Genomic DNA, 20,998 nt, shown 5'->3' with positions numbered 1-20,998 from the left:
GGACGCCGATCCGCCACAGTTGCACACGAATTCGTCAGCCGCGCAGGAAATTGCCTGTGCGGCTGACGAATTCGTGTGCGTGTGTCAGAACGGGTTGTACACGTAGACGCCGCGAAACGGCGCCGAGATGATCTGCGTGATGGCGTGCTCGCGACCCTGGTCGTCGAACTGCCTGCAGTAGACCGCGACGTAGTGTCCGTCGCCCTTGCACTCGATGACCCGGCCGGTGCCGTACGGGCTCAGCACAATTGCCCGGTCACCCTTGTCGCCGAAGGCACCCGGATCGAACGGTGCGACGAAGTTGGCCGTCTTGTCGTAGAAGGTGTTCCAGTCCGGGGTCGGCTGGGCGGACGCGGTCGGCGCGAGGGCGAGCGTCGCGGCGGCGGTCAACAGGGCACCGGTCAGAATTCGAGCGAACATGATCTCTCCTGTCATGGCTGTGCCCGGAACGGGGCCGTGACGGGTAAATCGACCGGTGGGTCTGATGCGTTACTCGGCGGCCTTCTTCTGCGCCGCGGCGGTGGCGGGATGGACGGCGACGAGGCCGAGGCCGGCCCTGCGTTTGCACATCTTCGCCAGCTCCGAGTACGCGGCCTTGCCGAGCAGTTCCGTCAGCTCGGGTGCGTACGACTGCCAGACGGCCTTGGCGCCCACGTGGGCGTCGGGGGAGCCCGAGCAGTACCAGTCCAGGTCCGAGCCGCCCTCGCCCCAGCCGCGCCGGTCGTACTCGCTGATGGTGGTCTTGAGGATCTGCTCGCCGTCCGGGCGTTCGACCCACTCCTGAGTGCGGCGGATCGGGAGCTGCCAGCACACGTCGGGCTTGACCTCGAGTGGTTCGATTCCGCGCTTGAGTGCCATCGAGTGGAGCGCGCAACCGACGCCGCCCTCGAAGCCGGGGCGGTTCAGGAAGATGCAGGCGCCCTGATACCGGCGGGTGCGCAGCGCGGGCTCGTCCTCGAGGTCGTCCTCCTCGACGTAACCCTTCTTGCCGAGACCCTTCTCCATGAACTGCCAGTCCGCGGGTGTGAGCATCTTCACTGACCGGTTCAGCTTCTCCAGGTCCTCCTCGTCGGTGAGGAACGCGCCGTGGGAACAGCAACCGTCGTCGGGCCGGTCGCCGATGATGCCCTGGCAGGCGGGGGTGCCGAACACGCAGGTCCAGTGCGAGAGCAGCCACGTCATGTCCGCGGCGATGATGTGCTCGGCGTTGTCGGGATCGGGAAACTCGACCCATTCACGAGCGAAGTCGAGGGGTACTTCCGGGCTGGGCGTCATCTTGTGTGAACGCCCTGCTTTACGTGCTGTCACAAAGCCCGACGGTAGACCCAGTACCGTGTCAATGTGCGACTAGGGGTACTCGACGTCGGAAGCAACACCGTCCATCTTCTCGTAGTGGACGCCCACAGGGGCGGCCACCCCACACCGATGAGTTCGACCAAGTCGACTCTGCGGTTGGCCGAGAACACCGACGACCGGGGTGACATCACCCCCCAGGGTGCGGATCGCCTGGTGTCGACGGTGTCAGACTTCGCCAGCATCGCGAAGACGTCGGGGTGCGGCGAGCTCATGGCGTTCGCCACCTCCGCCGTGCGCGACGCCAACAATTCGGACGCCGTGCTCGAGCGAGTGCACACCGAGACCGGGGTGGCACTCGAGGTTCTGTCGGGTGTCGACGAGGCCCGGCTGACGTTCCTCGCCGTGCGCCGCTGGTTCGGGTGGAGCGCGGGCCGCATCCTGAACCTCGACATCGGAGGCGGATCCCTCGAGCTGACGGCGGGTGGTGACGAGGACCCGGACGTCGCGCTGTCGCTGCAACTCGGCGCGGGACGGCTCACCCGGGACTGGCTCGAAGCCGACCCGCCGGGCAAGCGTCGGGTGGCCGTGCTGAGGGATTGGCTGGACGCCGAACTGACCGTCCCGTCCAAGGAACTGCGCGCGGCGGGGCAGTGGGATCGGGCCGTCGGCACGTCCAAGACGTTCCGCTCGCTGGCCCGGCTGACGGGCGCGGCGCCCTCCGGCGCGGGCCCGCGGGTCAAGCGCACCCTCACCGCCAGCGGTCTCAGGCAACTCATAGCTTTCATTTCGCGGATGACGGCCTCGGACCGTGCAGAATTGGAAGGGGTGAGCTCCGACAGGTCGCAGCAGATCGTGGCCGGAGCACTCGTTGCGGAGGCCAGCATGAGAGCACTGGGCGTGGAAGAACTGGAAATCTGCCCCTGGGCTCTGCGTGAGGGTTTGATCCTCCGCAAGCTCGATACGGAAATGGGCGGTGAATTGATGGTGGGTGCTCGATGACCGAGGACAGTCAGCAGATCTCTGTTTCAGAGCTGCTCAAACGCAACGGACAGCAGGTGGAGTCCCGGGGCGGGCGGCGTCGTCGCGGCGTCAAGGGGGGAATCTCCGTTGCCGAGCTGACCGGTGAAATTCCGGTGGTTCGGGATCCGTCCGATTCGCGGGCACTCGAACCCGAACCCGAACCGGAATCTGCCGCGCCCGAGCCGCCGCGCACCACCGCACCGGCGGCGCCGTCCGTGCGTGCCGACGGGCGCACCGCAGCATTCAAGGCTCCCGTCGACGACGAAGACGATGACGACGAGCCCATCGCCAGTCGCCCCGCCGGTCGTGGCCGCGGAGTGGTGTCGGGTGGGACGTCGCGTGATCACCAGGGAACCTGGGTCAGCCGCTCCGTCCAGAAGGAACGGCCGGCGCCCGAGGCCGCCGCGTCCGCACCGGCGCCCACCGTGGCCGCCCCGGTCGTGAAGAAGCCGGAGCCTGCGCCGACCGTCGCCGCTCCCCGCGTGAAGCCGGCGCCGAAGCCCGACACCCCGGCCAAGGCCGAACCGGCGGCGAAGTCCGCAGCGCCTGCCAAGCCCGCAGCGCCTGCCAAGCCCGAGGTGCCGGCGAAAACGGAGGCGCCGGTGAAAACCGGAACCGCAACGAAGGCCGGTCCCGCAGCGCCGACGAACGGCGCGTCGAAGTTCGTCGAGACGCCGAAGCCCGAGGCTCCCGCCAAGGCGAAGCCGGAACCCGCGCTGCTGTCCGGCTCGACTCTGGCCGGTGACCTGATGCGGCAGTCCCGGGACTCGGACGCGGCGAACGCGGGCGAGGAGACGGACCTCATCGAGGCCGCCACCGACGACGCGGACACCGAGAAGCGCGAGGGCGACGCGCAGAAGCCCGAGAGCCCTCGCCGTTCCCGCAAGGAGGCGAAGGCAGAGAAGGCCGAGGCCGCGAAAGCGGAGAAGGCGGGCAAGCAGGACGAGGCAGGCGAGAACTCCACCCGCGAGTGGGCCGTCCTCATCGGTCAGGGCGTCGTAGCCGTGATCGCCGGGGCCCTGCTCTTCAAGGGTTTCGAGAAGCTGTGGGACGTCTTTCCGTGGGTCGCGCTGATTCTGGCGCTGCTCGTCATCGTGGGACTGGTCGCGATGGTCCGCATCCTGCGTCGCACCGACGACATCACCAGCTTCGTGATCGCCGTCGTGGTCGGGATGATCGTCACTCTGGGGCCGTTAGCCTTCATGCTTGCGTCGGGCTGAGTTGCTCATGGTCGGGGACAGTGGGCACGGGCAGGTTCGACCGTCACCGCGCGGGCGGAAGGTACTGGTGGGCCTGTCGACGGCCTCGGTGTACCCGGAGAACACGGAGGCTGCGTTCCGGTATGCGGCCGATCTGGGATACGACGGCGTCGAACTGATGGTGTGGGCCGAATCGGTCAGCCAGGACATCGGGGCCGTTGCCGGGCTGGTGCGCAGGTACGCGATTCCGGTCCAGGCGATCCACGCGCCGTGCCTGCTCATCTCGCAGCGGGTGTGGGGTGCCGACCCGGTCGCGAAGCTGGAGCGTTCCGTCCGCACCGCCGAGTCGCTCGGGGCGACGAGTGTCGTGGTGCACCCCCCGTTCCGCTGGCAGCGCCGGTACGCCGAGGGATTCGCCGATCAGGTGGCCGAACTGGAACAGCGCAGCGATGTGGTCGTCGCGGTGGAGAACATGTTCCCGATGCGGGCGGACGGTTTCTTCGGCAGCAAGGAGAGGTCCGCGCAGCGGCTCCGGAAGCGGGGCGGACCGGGGGCGGCGCTGTCGGCGTTCAGCCCGTCCTACGACCCCACCGATTCGGGACACGCCCACTACACCCTGGATCTGTCCCACACGGCCACGGCCGGAATGGACGCGATGAAGCTGGCGGAGCGTATGGGGGAGGGCCTCGCGCATCTTCACCTCGCCGACGGTCGGGGCGCGTCAATGGACGAGCACCTGATCCCCGGCCACGGCGCCCAGCCGTGCGCGCAGTTGTGCCGTCATCTCGTCGACACCGGATTCGATGGGCAGGCGGTGATCGAGATCAACACGCAGAACGCCCGGACGCAGCGGGAACGGTCCTCGATGCTCGCGCAGGCGCTGGCGTTCGCCCGGGAGCACCTCGAACCGGGTCGCGCCGCCTCGGGGTCGTCGCGCAGCCACTCCGGTGGCGATCACGACGACACCTGAGATATCTGCCGCGTCCCTGCTGCGGTAAGCTCGTCGCCATATTGGATAGTTTTAGTATCTAGTGCTGGGGTATCCGAGGTCGAGAGTCGACGAGCCGAAGGAGGGGCCGTGCGCGTTTCCGAGTTGGTCGCCCGTACCGGCGTTCCGCTCGCGACGGTGAAGTACTACCTGCGCGAAGGTCTGCTGATGCCGGGCGAGGCGACGAGCGCCACCCAGGCCCGGTACGGCGAGAAGCACGTCGAGCGGCTGGGCCTCGTCAAGGCGCTGGCCGGAGCCGGACTCCCGATTCCGCGCATCCGGGAGATCCTCCGGCTCGTCGACCATCCCCACGGCTCGCTGTTCGAGGTGCTCGGCGAGGCCATCGCGCAACTCCCGCCCTACCTCGACGCCTCCGCCGACGACACGGACGAGTTCCCGCGGGCACGCGCCGTCCTCGACAGGCTCGGGCAGGTGTACGACCCGCGGTACGTCGCGGTCGGCCAGCTCGAACGCGCGCTCGAGGGGCTCGAAGAAGCAGGCATCCCGATGACCGAGGAGCGGCTCGAGGCCTACGGGCGGCACGTGCGCGGAATCGCCGAGATCGACATCGGACTCATGCCCACCGAACCGGCCGAGGACGCGATCCGCTACGCGGTGCTCGGCACGGCCATCTACGAGCCGGTGATCGCCGCGATGCGCCGCCTCGCACACCAGGACGTCGCGCAGAAGCGTCTCCGCAACCCCGAAGAACAGGATCAGCAGTGAGCTCAACTCCCTTCCGCGACCTCAACGTCCTCACCGCTGCCGGTGACGGGACCTATCAGGCGTCGATCGACCCGATCTGGACGATCGGCCCCAAGGTGCACGGCGGTTCGATGATGTCGCTCTGCGCGGCCGCGGCCCGCAGGCGACTGCTCGACGAGAACGGCGACGCCGAGCTGTCCCGGGTGCAGCCCCTCGCGGTCGGTGCCAACTACCTGTCCGCTCCCGATCCCGGCGAGGTGACCCTGTCGACGACGCTGCGCAAGCAGGGCAAGCAGGTGTCGTTCGTCGATGTGGAGCTGACGCAGGGCGACCGCGTGGCCGTGCACGCGTCGGTCACGCTCGGCGTCCCCGACGTGGGGGAGCCGCAGTACAACGGCGACCACGCCCTGTCCCAGCTCCCGGTGGAACCGCCCGCCGATGCCGTCGTCCTCACGGCCGACCATCCGATGGGGCAGATCGTCCACGTGTCGCAGGGCTGCGACATGCGGGTCGACGGGACGTCAGCGCACTTCCTGACCGGCAACCAGGGCGAACCCGAGGTGCGCATGTGGGTGCGACCGCGCGCGGGCGACGAGGACGATCCCGACACGGCGGCCCTGTTCGCAATCATGACCGGAGACATCAGCGCCCCCGTGACGATGAACCGCGGCATGTTCGGCTGGGCGCCCACGGTGCAGCTGACCACCTACCTGCGCAGGCAGCCGGCACCGGGGTGGCTGCGCGTGATGGCCAGCAGCACGGTGCTCGGCGGCGCGTGGTTCGAGGAGGACCACACCGTCCTCGACTCCTCCGGGGCGATCGTCGTGCAGAGCCGGCAATTGGCGATGATCCCCCGCTAGGAAGGCGCCGCAGAGCGTCGTGGCAGGCTGTTCGGCATGACGAGAATTGCGGTAATCGGAGGCGGCAAGATCGGCGAGGCCCTCATCTCGGGGCTTCTGCAGGCAGGTCACGCCATCAAGGATCTGGTGGTGGCCGAGCAGCATCCGGCGCGCGCCGACGAGCTGGCCGCGGCGTACTCGGTGCGCGTCACCACCCCCTCCGACGCCGCCGAAGGCGCCGACGTCATCGTGATGGCCGTCAAGCCGGGCGACGTCGAGGCCGCGCTCACCGAGGTGTCCAAGGTGGAACTCGACGGCGAGCGCGAGCAGCTGCTCGTGTCGCTCGCCGCCGGTATCCCCACCGCCTTCTACGAGACGAGACTGCCCGCCGGGTTCCCGGTGGTCCGGGTCATGCCCAACACGCCCATGCTGGTCGGTGAGGGCGTCAGCGTGCTCGCACCCGGCAGGCACGTGAAGAAGGAGCACCTCGAACTGGTGCGCGGCGTCCTGTCGTCGGTCGGCAAGGTCGTCGTCGTCCCCGAATCGCAGATCGATGCCGTCACCGCCGTCTCCGGCTCCGGTCCGGCCTATTTCTTCCTGGTCGCCGAGGCCATGATCGACGCGGGCGTCGGGCTCGGACTGACCCGGGCGACCGCATCCGAACTGGTCGTGCAGACCATGGTCGGCTCCGCAGCCATGCTCGACAGGTCGGGGGAGAGCGCAACCGAACTTCGTGCCGCCGTGACTTCGCCCGGCGGAACCACCGCGGCGGCGATCCGCCGGCTGGAAGGAAACGGGCTCCGAACAGCTTTTTTCGACGCTCTCGAAGCCGCGAAAATTCGTTCCGCCGAACTCGGCACGTCAACCGAATGAATATTCGATTGCCCACACCCGTCGCAGTAACCCCATCCGTCCCGCTAAGCTCGAAGTAGCACGTGCGTGTCTGTTCCGCCGGAGGGGAAGCCGGCGGCGCGAGACGTGCCGGAGGTAAGTGGTTGATGACGTCTGCAAAAAAGCCGTCCAAGGGCTCGGCCCCGGACGGACAACCGGCACTGGCCGGAACGCAATTTCTCACCGTCGCCGAGGTAGCGACGCTGATGAGAGTGTCCAAGATGACTGTGTATCGGTTGGTGCACAGCGGCGAACTGCCCGCCGTCCGTGTGGGCCGCTCGTTCAGAGTGCATGCGAAAGCAGTGCACGACTACCTCGAAACCTCGTACTTCGACGCCGGTTGACCGATCGGCACGAAGAGGGTCACCTCGGTTTCGCCGGTAGCGGTGCGACCTAGTTTTCAGGGAGAGGACCCGCACCGGTACGATTAGCGACTGTCGTACCAGCCAGCTGGTGTCGTAAGGCGCTGAGCTAGTTAAAACGAGGCCCAGGCGCCAGAGCGGCGCAGGCGTACGTGACCGGCGTGCGCAGGAACGCTAGAGAAGAACGTGAGGGACACCCGCTATGGGTTCAGTGATCAAGAAGCGACGCAAGCGCATGTCGAAGAAGAAGCACCGCAAGCTGCTTCGCCGCACCCGAGTGCAGCGCAGGAAACTCGGTAAGTAAAGAGTTGCGTCTGGATGCCCGTCACCTCCGGTGGCGGGCATCCGTCGTTTCGCCGACCCCTCCGCGTATTGGGCGGCCGACCAATTGTCGTTGTGCGGAGCGCCATCCCCCTCCTGCACGTATCGTTGACGTCACTCGCTACGTGATCGGGGGTCCTAGTGGTTGTGAGTGACGGAGACAGTACTACGCGAACGGCGGTGCCGCGCGTCGTGCTGGTCACCGGGGCAAGCAGGTTTCTGGGTGGGTACCTGGTCACCCGGCTCGCTCAGAATCCGGACATCGAGCGGGTCATCGCGGTGGACGCGGTGTCGCCGAGCAAGGACATGCTGCGCCGCATGGGCCGCGCCGAGTTCGTGCGCGCCGACATCCGGAATCCCTTGATCGGCAAGGTCATTCGCAACGCCGAGGTCGACACTGTCGTGCACGCGTCGACGCTGGCGCGCCCGCCGAAGTCGGGCAGTCGCGCGGCCATGAAGGACATGAACGTCATCGGCGCGATGCAGTTGTTCGCCGTCTGCCAGAAGGCGCCGACGGTCCGGAAGGTCGTGCTGCGCTCGGCCTCCGTGGTGTACGGCTGCAGCGCCAAGGACCCGGCCAAGTTCACCGAGGAGATGAGTGCCCGGCGGCGTCCCGCGGGCGCCTACGCACGGGACTGCATCGAGATCGAAGGATATCTGCGCGGAATGGGGCGCAGGCGCCCCGACATCGCCGTGTCGATTCTCCGCCTCGCACCGCTGGTCGGGCCCCGCCTCAACGCGACCGTCGCGCAGTACCTCACCTCACCGGTGGTGCCGACCATTCTCGGACGCGACGCACGCCTGCAGGTGCTGCACGAGGAGGACGCGCTCGCCGCACTGGAACGGGCCACGGTGTCGGGTCCGGCGGGCACGTTCAACGTCGCCGGCGACGGGGTGGTCATGATGTCCCAGGCCATCCGTCGCGCCGGGCGGATCGAGGTCCCGATGCCGTTCGGGTTGTTCCGCAACGTCGGACGTGCGCTGATGGGTCCGGTGATGCGGTCGTACACCACCGAGCAACTCGAGTACTTCCACTTCGGTTGCGGACTCGACACCACCCGCATGCGAAGCGAACTATCCTTCGAGCCACGGTGGACCTCGATGCAGGCGCTCGACGACTTCGCTCGCGCGGCAGGCGTCAAGCCGATCATCAAGAACGAATGGGTCGACGCAGCAGAAAACGCACTACTCGCTCTTACCGGCACGGCGAAAGGGGAGAGGTGAACGAAGTGGCGAAGGTCATTCCGTTGCACGGTGCGACAGCCGCGCGCGGGGCCGCTATCGGACGATCGAGGCGTGAGCAGAGCGAGAGCCGACATCCGTCCGCGATGCCTCCACCCGCCGTGATCACCCCACCCGAGCCCGTCACCGAGTCTTCGGCCGTCGACGCCGTCCGCAACGCCCTGGCCGAGCAGATCGTCAACACCGCCGAGTTCGTGCGCCGCCGGCTGTCGGGTGACTATCACGTCGACGACTTCGGCTACGACCCGCACTTCGCCGAGAACGTGTGGCTCCCGATCCTGCGGCCGCTGTTCGACAAGTGGTTCCGCGTCGAGGTCAGCGGTCTGGAGAACATCCCGTCGACCGGTGGCGCGCTGGTGGTCGCCAACCATGCCGGTGTCCTGCCCATCGACGGTCTGATGACGTCCGTTGCCGTCCACGACCATCACCCCGCGCATCGCCCGCTGCGGATGCTGGCCGCCGATCTGGCCTTCGAGATGCCGCTGGTCGGCGGTGTCGCCCGCAAGGCCGGGCACACCCTCGCGTGCCACCCGGACGCCGTGCGCCTCCTGCAGGACGGGGAGGTCGCGGCCGTGTTCCCCGAAGGTTTCAAGGGCATCGGCAAACCGTTCAGCGAACGCTACAAGCTGCAGCGGTTCGGCCGCGGCGGTTTCGTGTCCGCCGCCATGCGGACCGGTGCGCCCATCATTCCGTGCTCGATCGTCGGGTCCGAGGAGATCTACCCGAAGATCGGCGAACTGGGGACGCTCGCCCGGCTGCTGGGGATGCCGTACTTCCCGGTGACCCCGCTGTTCCCGCACTTCGGACCGCTCGGCCTCGTTCCGCTGCCGTCGAAGTGGTACATCGAGTTCGGCAAGCCGATCGTCACCGACACCTACGACGCGGCGGCGGCCGACGATCCGATGGAACTGTTCGAGGTCACCGACCACGTCCGGGAGACCATCCAGCAGACGCTCTACCGGCTCCTCGCGAAGCGCCGCAACGTGTTCCTCGGCTGAATCGTTGAACCGGCGGCTCAGGCCGCCTGTTCGCGGCGGCGCGCGACGATCGCGGCGAGTGCGCCGCCGGCAGCGCCGAGGAGCAGCGCCGTGGGGACGCCGATCTTGGCGGCCTTGCGTCCGGTCCGGAAGTCGCGGATCTCCCAGCCCCGGTTCTTGGCGAGCTCGCGCAGATCGGTGTCGGGGTTGATCGCGACGGCCGTGCCGACGAGCGACAGCATCGGTACGTCGTTGTGACTGTCCGAGTACGCGGTGCAGCGCTTGAGGTTGAGCCCCTCGCGGACGGCCAGGGCGCGCACGGCGTGCGCCTTGCCGAGGCCGTGCAGGATGTCGCCGACCAGACGCCCCGTGAACATCCCGTCCTCGCTCTCGGCCACCGTGCCGAGGGCACCAGTGAGGCCGAGGCGTTTCGCGATGACCTGGGCCAGCTCCACCGGGGTCGCGGTGACGAGCCACACCTGCTGACCGGCGTCGAGGTGCATCTGCGCCAGTGCCCGGGTGCCGGGCCAGATCTTGTCGGCGATCACCTCGTCGTAGATCTCCTCACCGAGCCGGGCGAGCTCGGCCGTCGACCGTCCGGAGACGAAGGAGAGGGCCTTCTCCCGGCCGGAGGCGACGTCGTCGCTGCTCTCCTTGCCGGTGATGCGGAACTTGATCTGCTTCCACGCGAAGTCGACGAGGTCGGACGTCTTCAGGTACTTGCGGGCCGCGAGTCCGCGGGCGAAGTGGATGATCGAGGCGCCCTGGACCATCGTGTTGTCGACGTCGAAGAACGCGGCCGCCGTGAGGTCGAGGGGAACGTCGTGTTCCACCACCTCGGTATCCTCGCCGGACGCGACGTGAAGTGCGAGGGCCGCATCGGCACTCGCCTCACCTGCGACGTTGGCACGTACCTCGGCTTCGCTGGGTCCCAGCGGATTCCTGAACTGGCGTCGGCCCGGGAGGATGATCCCCGCCAGACCTGAACCGAAACCCGTGCCGTTCGGTAGTGATCGCGCAGGCACTCGCACCTCCCGTATCGCAGAAGCCTCTGGGAGCAGCCTATCCCCCGAATCGGGGACGGGGCGGGTGGATGGCCGTGCAGGGGGGACTGTGTGACGTTCATCTCCGAGTCGATTGGCGTCTGTGGACCCCGAAACGGCACAGTGACTCCACCGGACGCGTCGAAAGGAAGTGGCGAGGCATGAGCACGAACGGACACGAGGTGACGCTTCTCACGAGGGCGGGGTGCGGTGCGTGCGCGCCGGCCCGCGAGCGGCTGCTGGTGGTGTGCGAGGAGTTCGGGCTGGAACTGACGTGCATAGACGTCGACGAGGCGGCGGCCACGGACCCCGAATTGCGGGCCGAATTCGGCGACCGATTGCCGGTGGTATTGCTCGACGGACGTGAGCACAGTTACTGGGAGGTCGACGAAGAGCGCCTTCGCTCGGATTTACGCAAGTAAGGGAACCCTAAAAGTGGGATCTTCCGATGCCGTGCAGGTAGGACCGCATGTCGCGCAGTCGCAGCGACTTTGTGCATGGGTTCACAAGCAGTTACCGTGGTGTGAACAATTCCCCGGAGCATCGTGAAGAACGGCATCGAATGCCGGTCGGACGAGGAGCCAACGACGTGACCGAAACGCACCAGACGCATGGGTCTGTGGCCCCTGGCGTCACGGGGGCGGTCGGGCAGTCTGTGGTCGGGTCTCCGGCCCCCTCGGTCGCCGGCGCGGCTCCGCTCCCCGAATCGCGGGACATCCCCCAGGCTACGGTGACGCGCCTCGCGACGTACCTGCGGGTCCTCGGAGTGCTGACGGAACGCGGCACGATCATCGTCTCGAGCGAAGAACTCGCCGCCGCTTCCGGTGTCGGTTCCGCGAAGCTCCGCAAGGACCTTTCCTTCCTGGGGCCGAACGGTGTGCGCGGCGTCGGCTACGACGTGACGCGCCTGCGGGCCCGCATCGAGCGAGCACTCGGCCTGGACCGCGGACACAAGGTGGTGCTCGTCGGCGTCGGAAACCTCGGCCAGGCGCTCGCCGGCTACGGCGGCTTCGGCCGTCGCGGGTTCTCCATGGTCGGACTGTTCGACAGCGACCCGGCGCGGGTCGGTGCGCCGGTGGGCGACCTCACCGTGCGGCACGTCGACGAACTCGAACAGGCCTGCGCCGAACTCGAGGCCACCATCGGTGTCATCTCGACGCCCGACGAGGCGGCGCAGGAAGTCGCCGACCGTCTGGTGCGCGCCGGACTGCGCTGCATCCTCAGCTTCTCCCCGACTTCGCTCGACGTCCCCGATCACGTCGAGATGCGCCGCGTCGACCTCGCGGTCGAAATGCAGGTCCTCTCGTTCAACAGCGCACGCAACACGGAATCGGTCCCCACCGCTCCCCGCGTCCGCATCGGACATTCGGCTGTCCCGTCCACCGCACCAAGAAACGGATCAGTGATCGCGCCGTGAGTGTTCTGCTTGTCGGGGTCTCGCACAGGACGGCCCCGGTGCCGGTTCTCGAGCGGGTAGCTGTCACCGACACCGATCGCCCGAAGCTGACGGACAAGCTTCTGGCGTCGTCGCACATCTCGGAGGCGATGATCGTCTCCACCTGCAACCGGGTGGAGATCTACGCCGTCGTCGATGCGTTCCACGGTGCGCTGTCCGAGGTCGGCGAATTGCTTGCCGACCACTCCGGACTGGATCTCACCGATCTGCACCGGCACGCGTACGTCCGCTACAGCGAGGCGGCGGCGGAGCACCTGTTCGCCGTGGCCAGCGGCCTCGACTCGATGGTGATCGGCGAGCAGCAGATCCTGGGGCAGATCAGGACCGCCTACGCGTCGTCCGACGCCCAGCAGGCCGCGGGCCGCACGCTGCACGAACTCGCGCAGCAGGCGCTGCGCGTCGGCAAGCGGGTGCACTCGGAGACGGGCATCGACTCGGCGGGCGCGTCCGTCGTGTCCGTGGCCCTCGACCGGGCTGCCGGCATCGTCGGCGACGGCGGACTGGCCGGACGCACCGCCGTCGTGGTCGGCGCCGGATCCATGGGTGGCCTGTCGGTCGCGCACCTCACGCGTGCCGGGATCGGCCGCATCGTCGTCGTGAATCGCACCAAGGAGCGTGCGGAGCACCTCGCCGACACCGCCCGGTCCAACGGTGTGGAGGCGGATGCCCTCGAGCTGAGTGAACTCCCGGCCGCGATGGCCCAGGCGGACGTCCTCGTGACCTGTACCGGCGCGGTCGGCGCCGTCGTCACGCTCGCGGACACCCACCGGGCGCTGGCACAGCCCGGCCGCGACGCCGAACGCCCCCTCGTCATCTGCGACCTCGGACTGCCCCGCGACGTGGAGCCCGCCGTGTCGGGCCTGCCCGGGGTCACCGTCCTCGACATGGAATCGCTGCAGCGCGATCCCGCCGCAGGCGCCGCCGCATCCGACGCCGACGCCGCCCGGACGATCGTCGCTGCCGAACTCGCCAACTACCTCGCCGGCCAGCGGCTGGCGGAGGTCACGCCGACCGTCACCGCCCTGCGCCAGCGCGCCGCGGACGTGGTCGAGGCGGAACTGATGCGACTGGATTCGCGTCTGCCCGGACTCGACGACCCCGAGCGCGACGAGGTCGCACGCACCGTGCGGCGAGTGGTCGACAAACTCCTCCACGCTCCCACGGTCAGGGTGAAGCAGCTCGCCTCCGCACCCGGTGGCGACTCCTACGCCGCCGCCCTGCGTGAGCTGTTCGAACTCAGCCCCGGGTCCGTCGAGGCCGTCGCCAAGCCCACCGACCTCGGCGGCGCCACCGACCTGAGCGCCATCGACATCACGGATGGCTTCATCGCCGGCCAGGACCCGCGCCTGCGCCGCTTCGTCACAGACGACAACCATGGGAAGGAATCGCAGGCATGAGCGCCGTCGGCACCCGTACGCTGCGGATCGGAACCCGTGGGAGTGAGCTCGCGACCACCCAGGCCGGAACCGTGCGTGACGCACTGATCTCGGCCGGGCACGACGCCGAACTCGTCATCATCAAGACCAAGGGCGACCAGTCCATGGAATCGGTGGAGAAGATCGGAGTCGGCGTCTTCACCGCCGAACTCCGGGAAGCGCTCGCCGACGGACGCGTCGACGTGGCCGTCCACTCCTACAAGGACCTGCCGACCGCCCCCGACGAACGGTTCACCATTGCCGCCATCCCGCCGCGCGAGGATCCCCGCGACGCGCTCGTGGCCCGCGACGGACTGGTACTCGGTGAACTGCCCGCCGGTTCGAAGGTCGGCACGTCCGCACCGCGGCGCACGTCGCAGCTCCGGGCGCTGGGCCTCGGCCTCGACATCCGCCCGCTGCGCGGCAACCTGCAGCGGCGCCTCGGCAAGGTCGAGTCCGGCGAACTCGACGCCGTCGTCCTCGCCCGAGCGGGCCTGGCGCGGATCGGACGACTGGACCTGATCACCGAGTCCATCGAACCGGTCCAGATGCTGCCCGCACCCGCGCAGGGCGCGCTCGCCGTCGAATGCCTGTCGGCGAACACAGCGCTCGTCGCGATCCTGTCGGAGCTCGACGACCCGAACAGCCGCGCCGCCGTCACGGCGGAACGCGCACTGCTCGCGGAGCTCGAGGCCGGCTGCACCGCGCCCGTCGGCGCCATCGCTGAGGTCGTCGAATCACTCGACGACGACGGCCACATCTTCGACGAACTGTCCGTCCGGGGCTGCGCCGCAGCCATCGACGGTTCCGACGTCATACGCACGGGGGCCGTGGGCTCCCCGGAGAACGCCGAAGAACTCGGCCGCTCCGTCGCGCGTGAGCTTCTCGAGCTCGGTGCGCGGGAGCTGATGAATGTCACCGAGGCCGGTGATGCCGATGTTTGATGTGCGAAGGCCGACTGATCGGCCGATCCGCTTCCTGTACCCATCTCGACACATGATCGCACTGGAGAATTACCGATGAGCCGAGTCCGTAAGAACACCCCCGGACGAATCCTGTTCGTGGGATCCGGACCGGGCGATCCGGCACTGCTCACCGTGCACGCACGGGACGTCCTTGCCGCAGCGACCCTCGCCTTCACCGACCCCGACGTCGACAAGGGCGTCACGGTCCTGGTGGGCACCGACCTGGGCGTCGACGCCGAGACCGGTGAGCCGCTCGCGGAGGTCCGTCCCGCACTGGGTGAGCCGGCGGAGGTCGCGAAGACCCTCGTCCACGAGGCGAAGAACGGCCACGACGTCGTGCGGCTGGTGTCCGGCGACCCGCTGACCACTGACTCCGTGATCGCCGAGGTCACCGCCGTCGCCCGCACCCAGGTGCAGTTCGAGGTCCTGCCGGGCCTGCCGTCCGCGTCCGCCGTCCCGTCCTACGCCGGTATGGCACTGGGGTCGGGACACACCGAGGCCGACGTCCGCGGCGAGGTCGACTGGGCTGCCCTGGCCGCCGCACCCGGACCGCTGGTCCTGCATGCCACGTCGGGTCATCTCGCCGAGACGGCGAGCGCCCTCGTCGAGCACGGCCTGGCTCCGCAGACCCCGGCCGCCATCACGGTCCGCGGCACCACCCGCCAGCAGCGCACCGTGGAGGCAACCCTCGCGACGCTGAACGAGGCCGGTTCCGAACTGGTCGGTTCGCTGGTCGTGACGGTCGGCAAGGTCGTCGCCCAGCGCAACAAGATGTCCTGGTGGGAGTCGCGCGCACTGTACGGCTGGAAGGTCCTGGTGCCGCGCACCAAGGATCAGGCAGGCGAAATGAGCGACCGCCTCGTCACGCACGGCGCCATTCCGATCGAGGTGCCCACCATCGCCGTCGAGCCGCCCCGCAGCCCGGCGCAGATGGAACGGTCCGTGAAGGGCCTCGTCGACGGCCGGTACCAGTGGGTGGTCTTCACGTCCACCAACGCGGTGCGTGCGGTGTGGGAGAAGTTCGAGGAGTTCGGGCTCGACGCCCGCGCGTTCTCCGGCGTCAAGATCGCCTGCATCGGTGAGGCCACGGCCGCCAAGGTGCGCTCGTTCGGAATCAACCCCGAACTCGTGCCCTCCGGCGAGCAGTCGAGCGAAGGCCTGCTGGCCGAATTCGCCCCGTACGACGACGTGTTCGACCCGGTCAACCGGGTTCTGCTGCCCCGCGCCGACATCGCCACCGAGACGCTGGCCGAGGGCCTGCGCGAACGAGGCTGGGAAATCGACGACGTCACCGCCTACCGCACCGTCCGGGCTGCGCCGCCGCCGGCCGAGACCCGCGAGATGATCAAGACCGGTGGGTTCGACGCCGTCTGCTTCACCTCGTCCTCGACGGTGCGCAACCTCGTCGGCATCGCCGGAAAGCCGCACGCGCGCACCCTCGTTGCCTGCATCGGTCCGAAGACCGCCGAGACGGCCATCGAGTTCGGCCTGCGCGTGGACGTGCAGCCGGAGACCGCTCAGGTCGGCCCGCTGGTGGAGGCTCTCGCCGAGCACGCCGCGCGCCTGCGTGCCGAGGGCGCACTGCCCCCGCCGCGCAAGAAGTCCCGCGCTCGGCGATAGGCGCTACGCGCCTGTGCGCCTTTTTGGTTGTTCCCACTGCCAAAAAGGCGCACGGGCCCGACGAAGGAGGGCATGTCCTTGTTCCCGACCCACCGACCGCGACGGCTTCGCCGGACACCGGCCCTGCGTCGTCTCGTCGCCGAGACTTCGCTCGAGCCACGGCATCTCGTGTTGCCGATGTTCGTCGCGGACGGTATCGACGAGCCTCGTGAGATCTCGTCGATGCCCGGTGTCTTCCAGCACACACCCGACTCGCTGCGGCGGGCGGCGAGGGAGGCGGTCGAGGCGGGACTCGGTGGACTCATGCTCTTCGGGGTGCCGCGTCCCGACGACAAGGACGCCGAGGGTTCCGGTGCATCCGATCCGGACGGCATCCTGAACCGCGGATTGCGCTGGCTCGCAGACGAAGTCGGCGATGCGACGGTGGTCATGGCGGACACCTGCCTGGACGAGTTCACCGACCACGGTCACTGCGGTGTTCTCGACGCGAGCGGTGCGGTGGACAACGACCTCACACTGCAGCGGTACGTCGACATGGCGGTCGCGCAGGCCGAGGCCGGCGCGCATCTGCTCGGTCCGAGCGGAATGATGGACGGCCAGGTCGCCGCCATCCGCAAGGCACTCGACGACGCGGGCTACGCCGACGTCGGTCAACTCGCGTACTCGGCGAAGTACGCATCGGCGTTCTACGGCCCGTTCCGTGAGGCCGTCGGTTCGTCGTTGCAGGGTGATCGCCGCACCTACCAACAGGATTCGGCCAATCGCCGGGAATCGCTGCGCGAGGTCGACCTCGACATCGACGAGGGTGCCGACATGGTGATGGTGAAGCCGGCGATGTCCTACCTGGACGTCCTGCGCGAGACGGCGGACCGTTCGCCCGTCCCCGTTGCGGCGTATCAGATCTCGGGCGAGTACTCCATGATCACGGCCGCCGCACAGAACGGCTGGATCGACCGGGACGCCGCGATCCTCGAATCGCTGACCAGTATCCGCCGCGCAGGCGCGGACGTCGTGCTGACGTACTGGGCGACCGAAGCGGCCGGCTGGTTGTGATCGTTTCGTCGGCGGATACGGTAGTGCCATGACCCAGCAGTGGCCACCGACACCGCCGCACCAGGCACCGCACCAGCAGGGCCCGTCTCCGCACAATTTGCCGTACCCCCCGCCGGTGCCGCAGCCGAAGCCGGAACGTCCGGCACCGGTCGACGTGGGCACCGCGGCGCAGCTGCTGTGGGCGGTGGCCGGGCTCGGTCTGATCCAGGCGCTGGCCGCGATGGTTCTGGTGGTGGGGGAGAAGTCGACGTTCGTCGACGAACTGATGAACAACCCCAGCGTTACCTCCGGCGAGGTCGACATGAGCCGCGACAGCGTGGAGTCGCTGTTCTACGTGGGTATCGGATTCACGGTCGTCCTCATCCTGATCCTCACCGGGCTGTTCCTCCTGTTCGTGCGTTTCATGCGTAAGGGCCGGAACTGGGCCCGGATGCTGCTCACCATCGCGTGCGTGATGATGGTGGTGTGGACCGTCCCGGTGCTCTTCGGCATCGGATCCGACGGGAGCGGCACCGCGCTCGCTCTGGGCGGCGTGCAGATTCTCCAGGCCGTGGTGGCCGTCGGCGCCGTCGTGCTGATGCACCGCAAGGATTCCAACAGCTACTTCCTGAGGTTGCCCCCCTCCGCCGAGTAGCTTCGATTTGCTCGTGAAATATAAAGATGTACCGTGAAGTACGTCACAAGGGCAGACCGCAGACTTCATTTCGACCGAAGGACTTTTCTCCATGCGCGCTGACGATCGAGCACACGGGTCTCGCAAGGAAGCACTGATGTTCGCCCTCATCGTGGCCTTCGTACTGCTGACCCTGTTGCTCGTCGTGATCCCGGGCGCCCTCTCCTGACGTGCCTCACGTTTTCCTCGCGGGCCACGATGTCGCAGGATGAGCGTGTGAGCGAACCAGCCGTCTTGTTCAGTGAGCCCGGCGCCCGCTGGCGGATGGTGGCGTTCGGTCCGGTGTTCTGCCTGATCGCATTGATCATCGAACTGCTCACCGGCCCGGTGGTGCACTGGTTCGCGCTGCCGCTGTTCGCGGTGCTGCTCAGCGGTTTCGTCTACGTGCAGGTGGTGGCCGCGCGCAGGCATGCCAGCGTCGAACTCACGACGTCGTCGCTGCGGCAGGGCGCCGAAGACCTGCCGATCACCGAGATCGTGAAGATCATGCCCCCGGCCGACCCGGAGTCGTACGAGCAGCAGCCGTGGGAAACCGCCCGGAGTCTGGGAGAGCTGTCCGCGGTTCCCCGCCGGCGGACGGGCATCGGGCTGCGACTGCGGGACGGTGCCCTGGTGCAGGCGTGGGCCAAAGACGACGTGGCACTGCGCGCGCAGCTCGAATCGCTGCTCGCGAAGTCGGCGGACGGGTCGGCGGAATGAACCGCCGGACCGTGGTGGTGGCAGCGGAGTGGATCGGCGCCGTGGCCGGTGTCGTCGCCGCGGTGTGGTGTTGGAACCACGCCCAGGTCACCTCGGAGTTCGGTCCCGTGGCGCCGGGTGCACCCTCCTTCGAGGGAACCGAGTATTCGGGGTCGTGGATCGCCGTCGCCGCCGGACTGCTGACGGTCGCGGGGTTGCTGGTGATCGACTCGGTACGCCGGTTCCGGTCCGGCCCGGCGGGCGAACCCGCCGAGCCGTCCTCGTCACCGGAAGATCTGGGTCTTGCGGACGGTGTCGGTCCCGGGACCGTCGAGCATCGCGGAGCCGAGTAGCGCCTCGGGAACCCCGAGTCCCTCGATCAACGTCTGCGCGTGCGGCCGCAGCGACCGGCAACGTTCGTTGATTCCCCGCTGCACCGCCTTCGACCGCTCCACCGACAGCTGCCGGTGCTCCATGAACCACGCCTTGTCCTCCTCGATCACGCTCAGCGCGTAGAGGTCGCAGACATCGCTCAGCAGGTCGCGGGCGTCGTCGTCCTCGCATTCGTCGATGCCGGCGACGAACGCCTCGAGCACGACCCGGTCGATGTGCGCCTGCGCGGCGTGCAGCACGTGATCCTGCACGAAATTGAAGGCGTCGAACGGGTTCTCCTCGCGCTTCTGCGCACCCTGGAGGCGACGGGCGGCGGTCGAGAGCAGGTACTGCTCGCGGTCCTCGAACATCGTCAGCTGGGTGCCGCGGTTGAAGAGGCTGCCGTCCTCCTCGTTGTCCTGCCTCGTGTCGAGGATCGTCTGGATGATCTGCTGCGCGGCGGTGCGCTTCTTGACGACGTCGGAGACCGTGGTGGCCGCGAAGCGCATCCATTCGACGGGGCTCATGCCGCGCACCTCGTCCGCGTAGGACGTGAGCAGTTCCTTGGCCACCAGCTGCGTCAGGACGTGGTTGTCGCCCTCGAACGTCGTGAACACATCCGTGTCCGCCTTGAGCGCCGTGAGACGGTTCTCGGCCATGTACCCGGCGCCGCCACACGCTTCACGGGCTTCCTGGATCGCACGGGTGGCGTGCCAGGTGTTCGCGACCTTGAGCCCGGCGGCGCGGCCCTCGAGCTCACGCTGTTCCTGGGGGTCGGCGTCGGCACTGCTCTGGATCTCGTGCATCTTGGCGACGAGCTCGTTCTGGGCGAACTGGAGCGCGTAGGAGCGTGCGATCAGCGGGAACAGCCTGCGCTGGTGGACGAGGTAGTCCATGAGCAGCACCTCGTCCTCGGCTTGCGGCGCATTGAACTGCCTGCGCTGCAACGCATATCGGGTGGCGATCGACAATGCGACGCGGGCGGCGGCGCCGGCGGACCCGCCCACCGTGACCCGTCCCCGCACGAGAGTGCCCACCATCGTGAAGAATCGGCGGTTCGCGTTGTCGATCGGCGAGGTGTACGTGCCGTCGGGTTCCACGTCCGCGTACTTGTTGAGTAGGTTCTCGCGCGGAATTCTGACCTGGTCGAACGTGATTCGGCCGTTGTCGACACCGGGAAGCCCACCCTTGTAGCCACAGTCCGACGTGTGGACGCCGGGGAGGTCGTTGCCGTCCTCGTCCCGGATCGGTACCACGAAGCAGTGCACGCCCTGCGACTCGCCGCCCGTGATCAACTGCGCGAACACGGCCGCCATCGTCGCGTGCTGCGCCGCCCCGCCGATGTAGTCCTTGCGTGAGGACGGCGTGGGGGAGTGGATGACGAATTCGCCCGCGTCCGCGTCGTACGTGGCAGTGGTCTCGAGCGCCTGTACGTCGCTGCCGTGACCCGTCTCGGTCATCGCGAAACACCCCAGCAGATCCAGGGCGACGAGACGCTTCACGTACGCCTCGTGGTGGCGCGCGGTGCCGAGGTTCTCGATCGCGCCGCCGAACAGTCCCCACTGCACGCCGGCCTTGACCATCAGGGACAGGTCCGACATCGCGAGCATCTCGATGCTCGTGACTGCGGCTCCGGCGTCACCGGTGCCGCCGTGGTCTTTCGCGAATCCGTCGGCGGCGTAGCCGTTGCTCGCCAGCAGACGCAACTGCGCCAGCGTCTTGGCGCGGGCCTCGTCGAGGTCGGGGGTGTAGTGCGGTGCGAAGTCGGGGGAGCCGGACAGTTCCGCCCTGACACGCTCGCGTACCTCCCGCCAGCGTCCGTCGAGTGTGCTTCTCAGGTGGTCAGCTGTGGTGGCCATGACTCGACAGTAGCCGTCGCTCCG

The 20,998-nt window shown here is 68.2% G+C and carries 23 protein-coding genes; 19 read left to right on the top strand and 4 right to left on the bottom strand.

The window, feature by feature from the left end; all coding sequences use genetic code 11:
• Positions 1 to 84 precede the first annotated feature (84 nt).
• The gene (locus tag HGB39_RS13290; protein ID WP_005258391.1) at positions 85 to 420 is read right to left on the bottom strand and encodes a hypothetical protein; all 336 of its coding nucleotides are present in this window, start codon (positions 418 to 420) and stop codon (positions 85 to 87) included.
• Positions 421 to 489: 69 nt separating this feature from the next.
• Positions 490 to 1,275 carry a DUF3109 family protein gene (locus HGB39_RS13285; protein WP_005560373.1) on the bottom strand — a complete coding sequence of 262 codons (786 nt, stop codon included), beginning with the start codon at positions 1,273 to 1,275 and terminating at the stop codon, positions 490 to 492.
• A 66-nt stretch (positions 1,276 to 1,341) separates the two neighbouring features.
• Between HGB39_RS13285 and HGB39_RS13280 the strand changes: the two genes are divergently transcribed.
• From HGB39_RS13280 to HGB39_RS13235, 10 genes are all read left to right on the top strand, one after another.
• On the top strand, positions 1,342 to 2,295 hold the full coding sequence (locus HGB39_RS13280; RefSeq protein ID WP_037204265.1) for a Ppx/GppA family phosphatase: 954 nt from the start codon (positions 1,342 to 1,344) through the stop codon (positions 2,293 to 2,295).
• Positions 2,292 to 3,536, top strand: coding sequence for an Rv0497 family membrane protein (locus HGB39_RS13275; protein ID WP_005560377.1), 1,245 nt, complete (start codon positions 2,292 to 2,294; stop codon positions 3,534 to 3,536). Before HGB39_RS13280 ends, HGB39_RS13275 begins: the two co-directional genes overlap by 4 nt.
• 7 nt (positions 3,537 to 3,543) lie before the next feature.
• Positions 3,544 to 4,485 carry a sugar phosphate isomerase/epimerase family protein gene (locus tag HGB39_RS13270; RefSeq protein ID WP_051055313.1) on the top strand — a complete coding sequence of 314 codons (942 nt, stop codon included), beginning with the start codon at positions 3,544 to 3,546 and terminating at the stop codon, positions 4,483 to 4,485.
• Between the two features lie 108 nt (positions 4,486 to 4,593).
• Positions 4,594 to 5,229, top strand: coding sequence for a MerR family transcriptional regulator (locus HGB39_RS13265; protein ID WP_005560379.1), 636 nt, complete (start codon positions 4,594 to 4,596; stop codon positions 5,227 to 5,229).
• Positions 5,226 to 6,068, top strand: a complete 843-nt coding sequence (locus tag HGB39_RS13260; protein WP_005560382.1) for a thioesterase family protein — start codon at positions 5,226 to 5,228, stop codon at positions 6,066 to 6,068. The genes HGB39_RS13265 and HGB39_RS13260 overlap by 4 nt, the downstream gene beginning before the upstream one ends.
• Positions 6,069 to 6,104: 36 nt before the next feature.
• Entirely contained in the window at positions 6,105 to 6,920 is an 816-nt protein-coding gene (gene proC, locus HGB39_RS13255; RefSeq protein ID WP_005560384.1) for a pyrroline-5-carboxylate reductase, read from the top strand.
• Between the two features lie 125 nt (positions 6,921 to 7,045).
• Positions 7,046 to 7,282, top strand: coding sequence for a helix-turn-helix domain-containing protein (locus HGB39_RS13250; RefSeq protein WP_005258384.1), 237 nt, complete (start codon positions 7,046 to 7,048; stop codon positions 7,280 to 7,282).
• A gap of 220 nt (positions 7,283 to 7,502) precedes the next feature.
• Positions 7,503 to 7,604 carry a 30S ribosomal protein bS22 gene (locus HGB39_RS13245; protein ID WP_003402602.1) on the top strand — a complete coding sequence of 34 codons (102 nt, stop codon included), beginning with the start codon at positions 7,503 to 7,505 and terminating at the stop codon, positions 7,602 to 7,604.
• A gap of 197 nt (positions 7,605 to 7,801) precedes the next feature.
• Positions 7,802 to 8,845 (top strand): NAD-dependent epimerase/dehydratase family protein, encoded by a 1,044-nt coding sequence (locus HGB39_RS13240; RefSeq protein WP_005258383.1) that lies wholly within the window; start codon positions 7,802 to 7,804, stop codon positions 8,843 to 8,845.
• Positions 8,842 to 9,861, top strand: coding sequence for a lysophospholipid acyltransferase family protein (locus tag HGB39_RS13235; RefSeq protein ID WP_005251979.1), 1,020 nt, complete (start codon positions 8,842 to 8,844; stop codon positions 9,859 to 9,861). The genes HGB39_RS13240 and HGB39_RS13235 overlap by 4 nt, the downstream gene beginning before the upstream one ends.
• A gap of 17 nt (positions 9,862 to 9,878) precedes the next feature.
• Here the strand turns inward: HGB39_RS13235 and HGB39_RS13230 are convergent, their stop codons facing one another.
• Positions 9,879 to 10,865, bottom strand: a complete 987-nt coding sequence (locus tag HGB39_RS13230) for an HAD family hydrolase (protein WP_005258382.1) — start codon at positions 10,863 to 10,865, stop codon at positions 9,879 to 9,881.
• 179 nt (positions 10,866 to 11,044) lie between these two features.
• Between HGB39_RS13230 and HGB39_RS13225 the strand changes: the two genes are divergently transcribed.
• The 9 genes from HGB39_RS13225 to HGB39_RS13185 all read left to right on the top strand — a co-directional run bounded on the left by HGB39_RS13225 (position 11,045) and on the right by HGB39_RS13185 (position 19,096).
• A complete protein-coding gene (locus tag HGB39_RS13225; protein ID WP_005560387.1) occupies positions 11,045 to 11,305 on the top strand; it encodes a glutaredoxin family protein in 261 nt (86 codons plus the stop codon).
• A gap of 140 nt (positions 11,306 to 11,445) precedes the next feature.
• Entirely contained in the window at positions 11,446 to 12,300 is an 855-nt protein-coding gene (locus HGB39_RS13220; RefSeq protein ID WP_007300746.1) for a redox-sensing transcriptional repressor Rex, read from the top strand.
• Positions 12,297 to 13,736 (top strand): glutamyl-tRNA reductase, encoded by a 1,440-nt coding sequence (locus HGB39_RS13215; RefSeq protein WP_037204261.1) that lies wholly within the window; start codon positions 12,297 to 12,299, stop codon positions 13,734 to 13,736. Before HGB39_RS13220 ends, HGB39_RS13215 begins: the two co-directional genes overlap by 4 nt.
• Positions 13,733 to 14,698, top strand: a complete 966-nt coding sequence (gene hemC, locus HGB39_RS13210) for a hydroxymethylbilane synthase (protein WP_005258378.1) — start codon at positions 13,733 to 13,735, stop codon at positions 14,696 to 14,698. The genes HGB39_RS13215 and hemC overlap by 4 nt, the downstream gene beginning before the upstream one ends.
• 75 nt (positions 14,699 to 14,773) lie before the next feature.
• Positions 14,774 to 16,339 carry a bifunctional uroporphyrinogen-III C-methyltransferase/uroporphyrinogen-III synthase gene (locus HGB39_RS13205; RefSeq protein ID WP_005566479.1) on the top strand — a complete coding sequence of 522 codons (1,566 nt, stop codon included), beginning with the start codon at positions 14,774 to 14,776 and terminating at the stop codon, positions 16,337 to 16,339.
• A 78-nt stretch (positions 16,340 to 16,417) separates the two neighbouring features.
• Positions 16,418 to 17,392, top strand: a complete 975-nt coding sequence (hemB, locus tag HGB39_RS13200) for a porphobilinogen synthase (protein ID WP_005566480.1) — start codon at positions 16,418 to 16,420, stop codon at positions 17,390 to 17,392.
• 28 nt (positions 17,393 to 17,420) lie between these two features.
• Positions 17,421 to 18,026, top strand: a complete 606-nt coding sequence (locus HGB39_RS13195; RefSeq protein ID WP_039952859.1) for a hypothetical protein — start codon at positions 17,421 to 17,423, stop codon at positions 18,024 to 18,026.
• 255 nt (positions 18,027 to 18,281) lie between these two features.
• Positions 18,282 to 18,764 carry a transport-regulating membrane protein Mce1N gene (mce1N, locus tag HGB39_RS13190; RefSeq protein ID WP_064079824.1) on the top strand — a complete coding sequence of 161 codons (483 nt, stop codon included), beginning with the start codon at positions 18,282 to 18,284 and terminating at the stop codon, positions 18,762 to 18,764.
• Positions 18,761 to 19,096, top strand: coding sequence for a hypothetical protein (locus tag HGB39_RS13185; RefSeq protein ID WP_005258361.1), 336 nt, complete (start codon positions 18,761 to 18,763; stop codon positions 19,094 to 19,096). Before mce1N ends, HGB39_RS13185 begins: the two co-directional genes overlap by 4 nt.
• Here the strand turns inward: HGB39_RS13185 and HGB39_RS13180 are convergent.
• Entirely contained in the window at positions 19,028 to 20,974 is a 1,947-nt protein-coding gene (locus HGB39_RS13180; protein WP_005566484.1) for an acyl-CoA dehydrogenase family protein, read from the bottom strand. The two genes, HGB39_RS13185 and HGB39_RS13180, sit on opposite strands and share 69 nt — an antisense overlap.
• Positions 20,975 to 20,998 lie beyond the last annotated feature (24 nt).

It is taken from the genome of Rhodococcus opacus, assembly GCF_012396235.1.
GTDB classification, from domain to species: domain Bacteria; phylum Actinomycetota; class Actinomycetes; order Mycobacteriales; family Mycobacteriaceae; genus Rhodococcus_F; species Rhodococcus_F opacus.
The sequence above is the reverse complement of the archived record's forward strand: the minus strand, read 5'-3'. Positions and strand labels throughout refer to the sequence as shown.

Coding starts and splice junctions, on each gene's coding strand:
- HGB39_RS13205 (WP_005566479.1), top strand. CDS start 14,774: ATGAGCCGAGTCCGTAAGAACACCCCCGGACGAATCCTGTTCGTGGGA.
- HGB39_RS13185 (WP_005258361.1), top strand. CDS start 18,761: ATGAACCGCCGGACCGTGGTGGTGGCAGCGGAGTGGATCGGCGCCGTG.
- HGB39_RS13290 (WP_005258391.1), bottom strand. CDS start 420: ATGTTCGCTCGAATTCTGACCGGTGCCCTGTTGACCGCCGCCGCGACG.
- HGB39_RS13180 (WP_005566484.1), bottom strand. CDS start 20,974: ATGGCCACCACAGCTGACCACCTGAGAAGCACACTCGACGGACGCTGG.
- hemC (WP_005258378.1), top strand. CDS start 13,733: ATGAGCGCCGTCGGCACCCGTACGCTGCGGATCGGAACCCGTGGGAGT.
- HGB39_RS13270 (WP_051055313.1), top strand. CDS start 3,544: ATGGTCGGGGACAGTGGGCACGGGCAGGTTCGACCGTCACCGCGCGGG.
- HGB39_RS13250 (WP_005258384.1), top strand. CDS start 7,046: ATGACGTCTGCAAAAAAGCCGTCCAAGGGCTCGGCCCCGGACGGACAA.
- proC (WP_005560384.1), top strand. CDS start 6,105: ATGACGAGAATTGCGGTAATCGGAGGCGGCAAGATCGGCGAGGCCCTC.
- HGB39_RS13245 (WP_003402602.1), top strand. CDS start 7,503: ATGGGTTCAGTGATCAAGAAGCGACGCAAGCGCATGTCGAAGAAGAAG.
- HGB39_RS13195 (WP_039952859.1), top strand. CDS start 17,421: ATGACCCAGCAGTGGCCACCGACACCGCCGCACCAGGCACCGCACCAG.
- HGB39_RS13225 (WP_005560387.1), top strand. CDS start 11,045: ATGAGCACGAACGGACACGAGGTGACGCTTCTCACGAGGGCGGGGTGC.
- HGB39_RS13285 (WP_005560373.1), bottom strand. CDS start 1,275: ATGACGCCCAGCCCGGAAGTACCCCTCGACTTCGCTCGTGAATGGGTC.
- HGB39_RS13220 (WP_007300746.1), top strand. CDS start 11,446: ATGCCGGTCGGACGAGGAGCCAACGACGTGACCGAAACGCACCAGACG.
- HGB39_RS13275 (WP_005560377.1), top strand. CDS start 2,292: ATGACCGAGGACAGTCAGCAGATCTCTGTTTCAGAGCTGCTCAAACGC.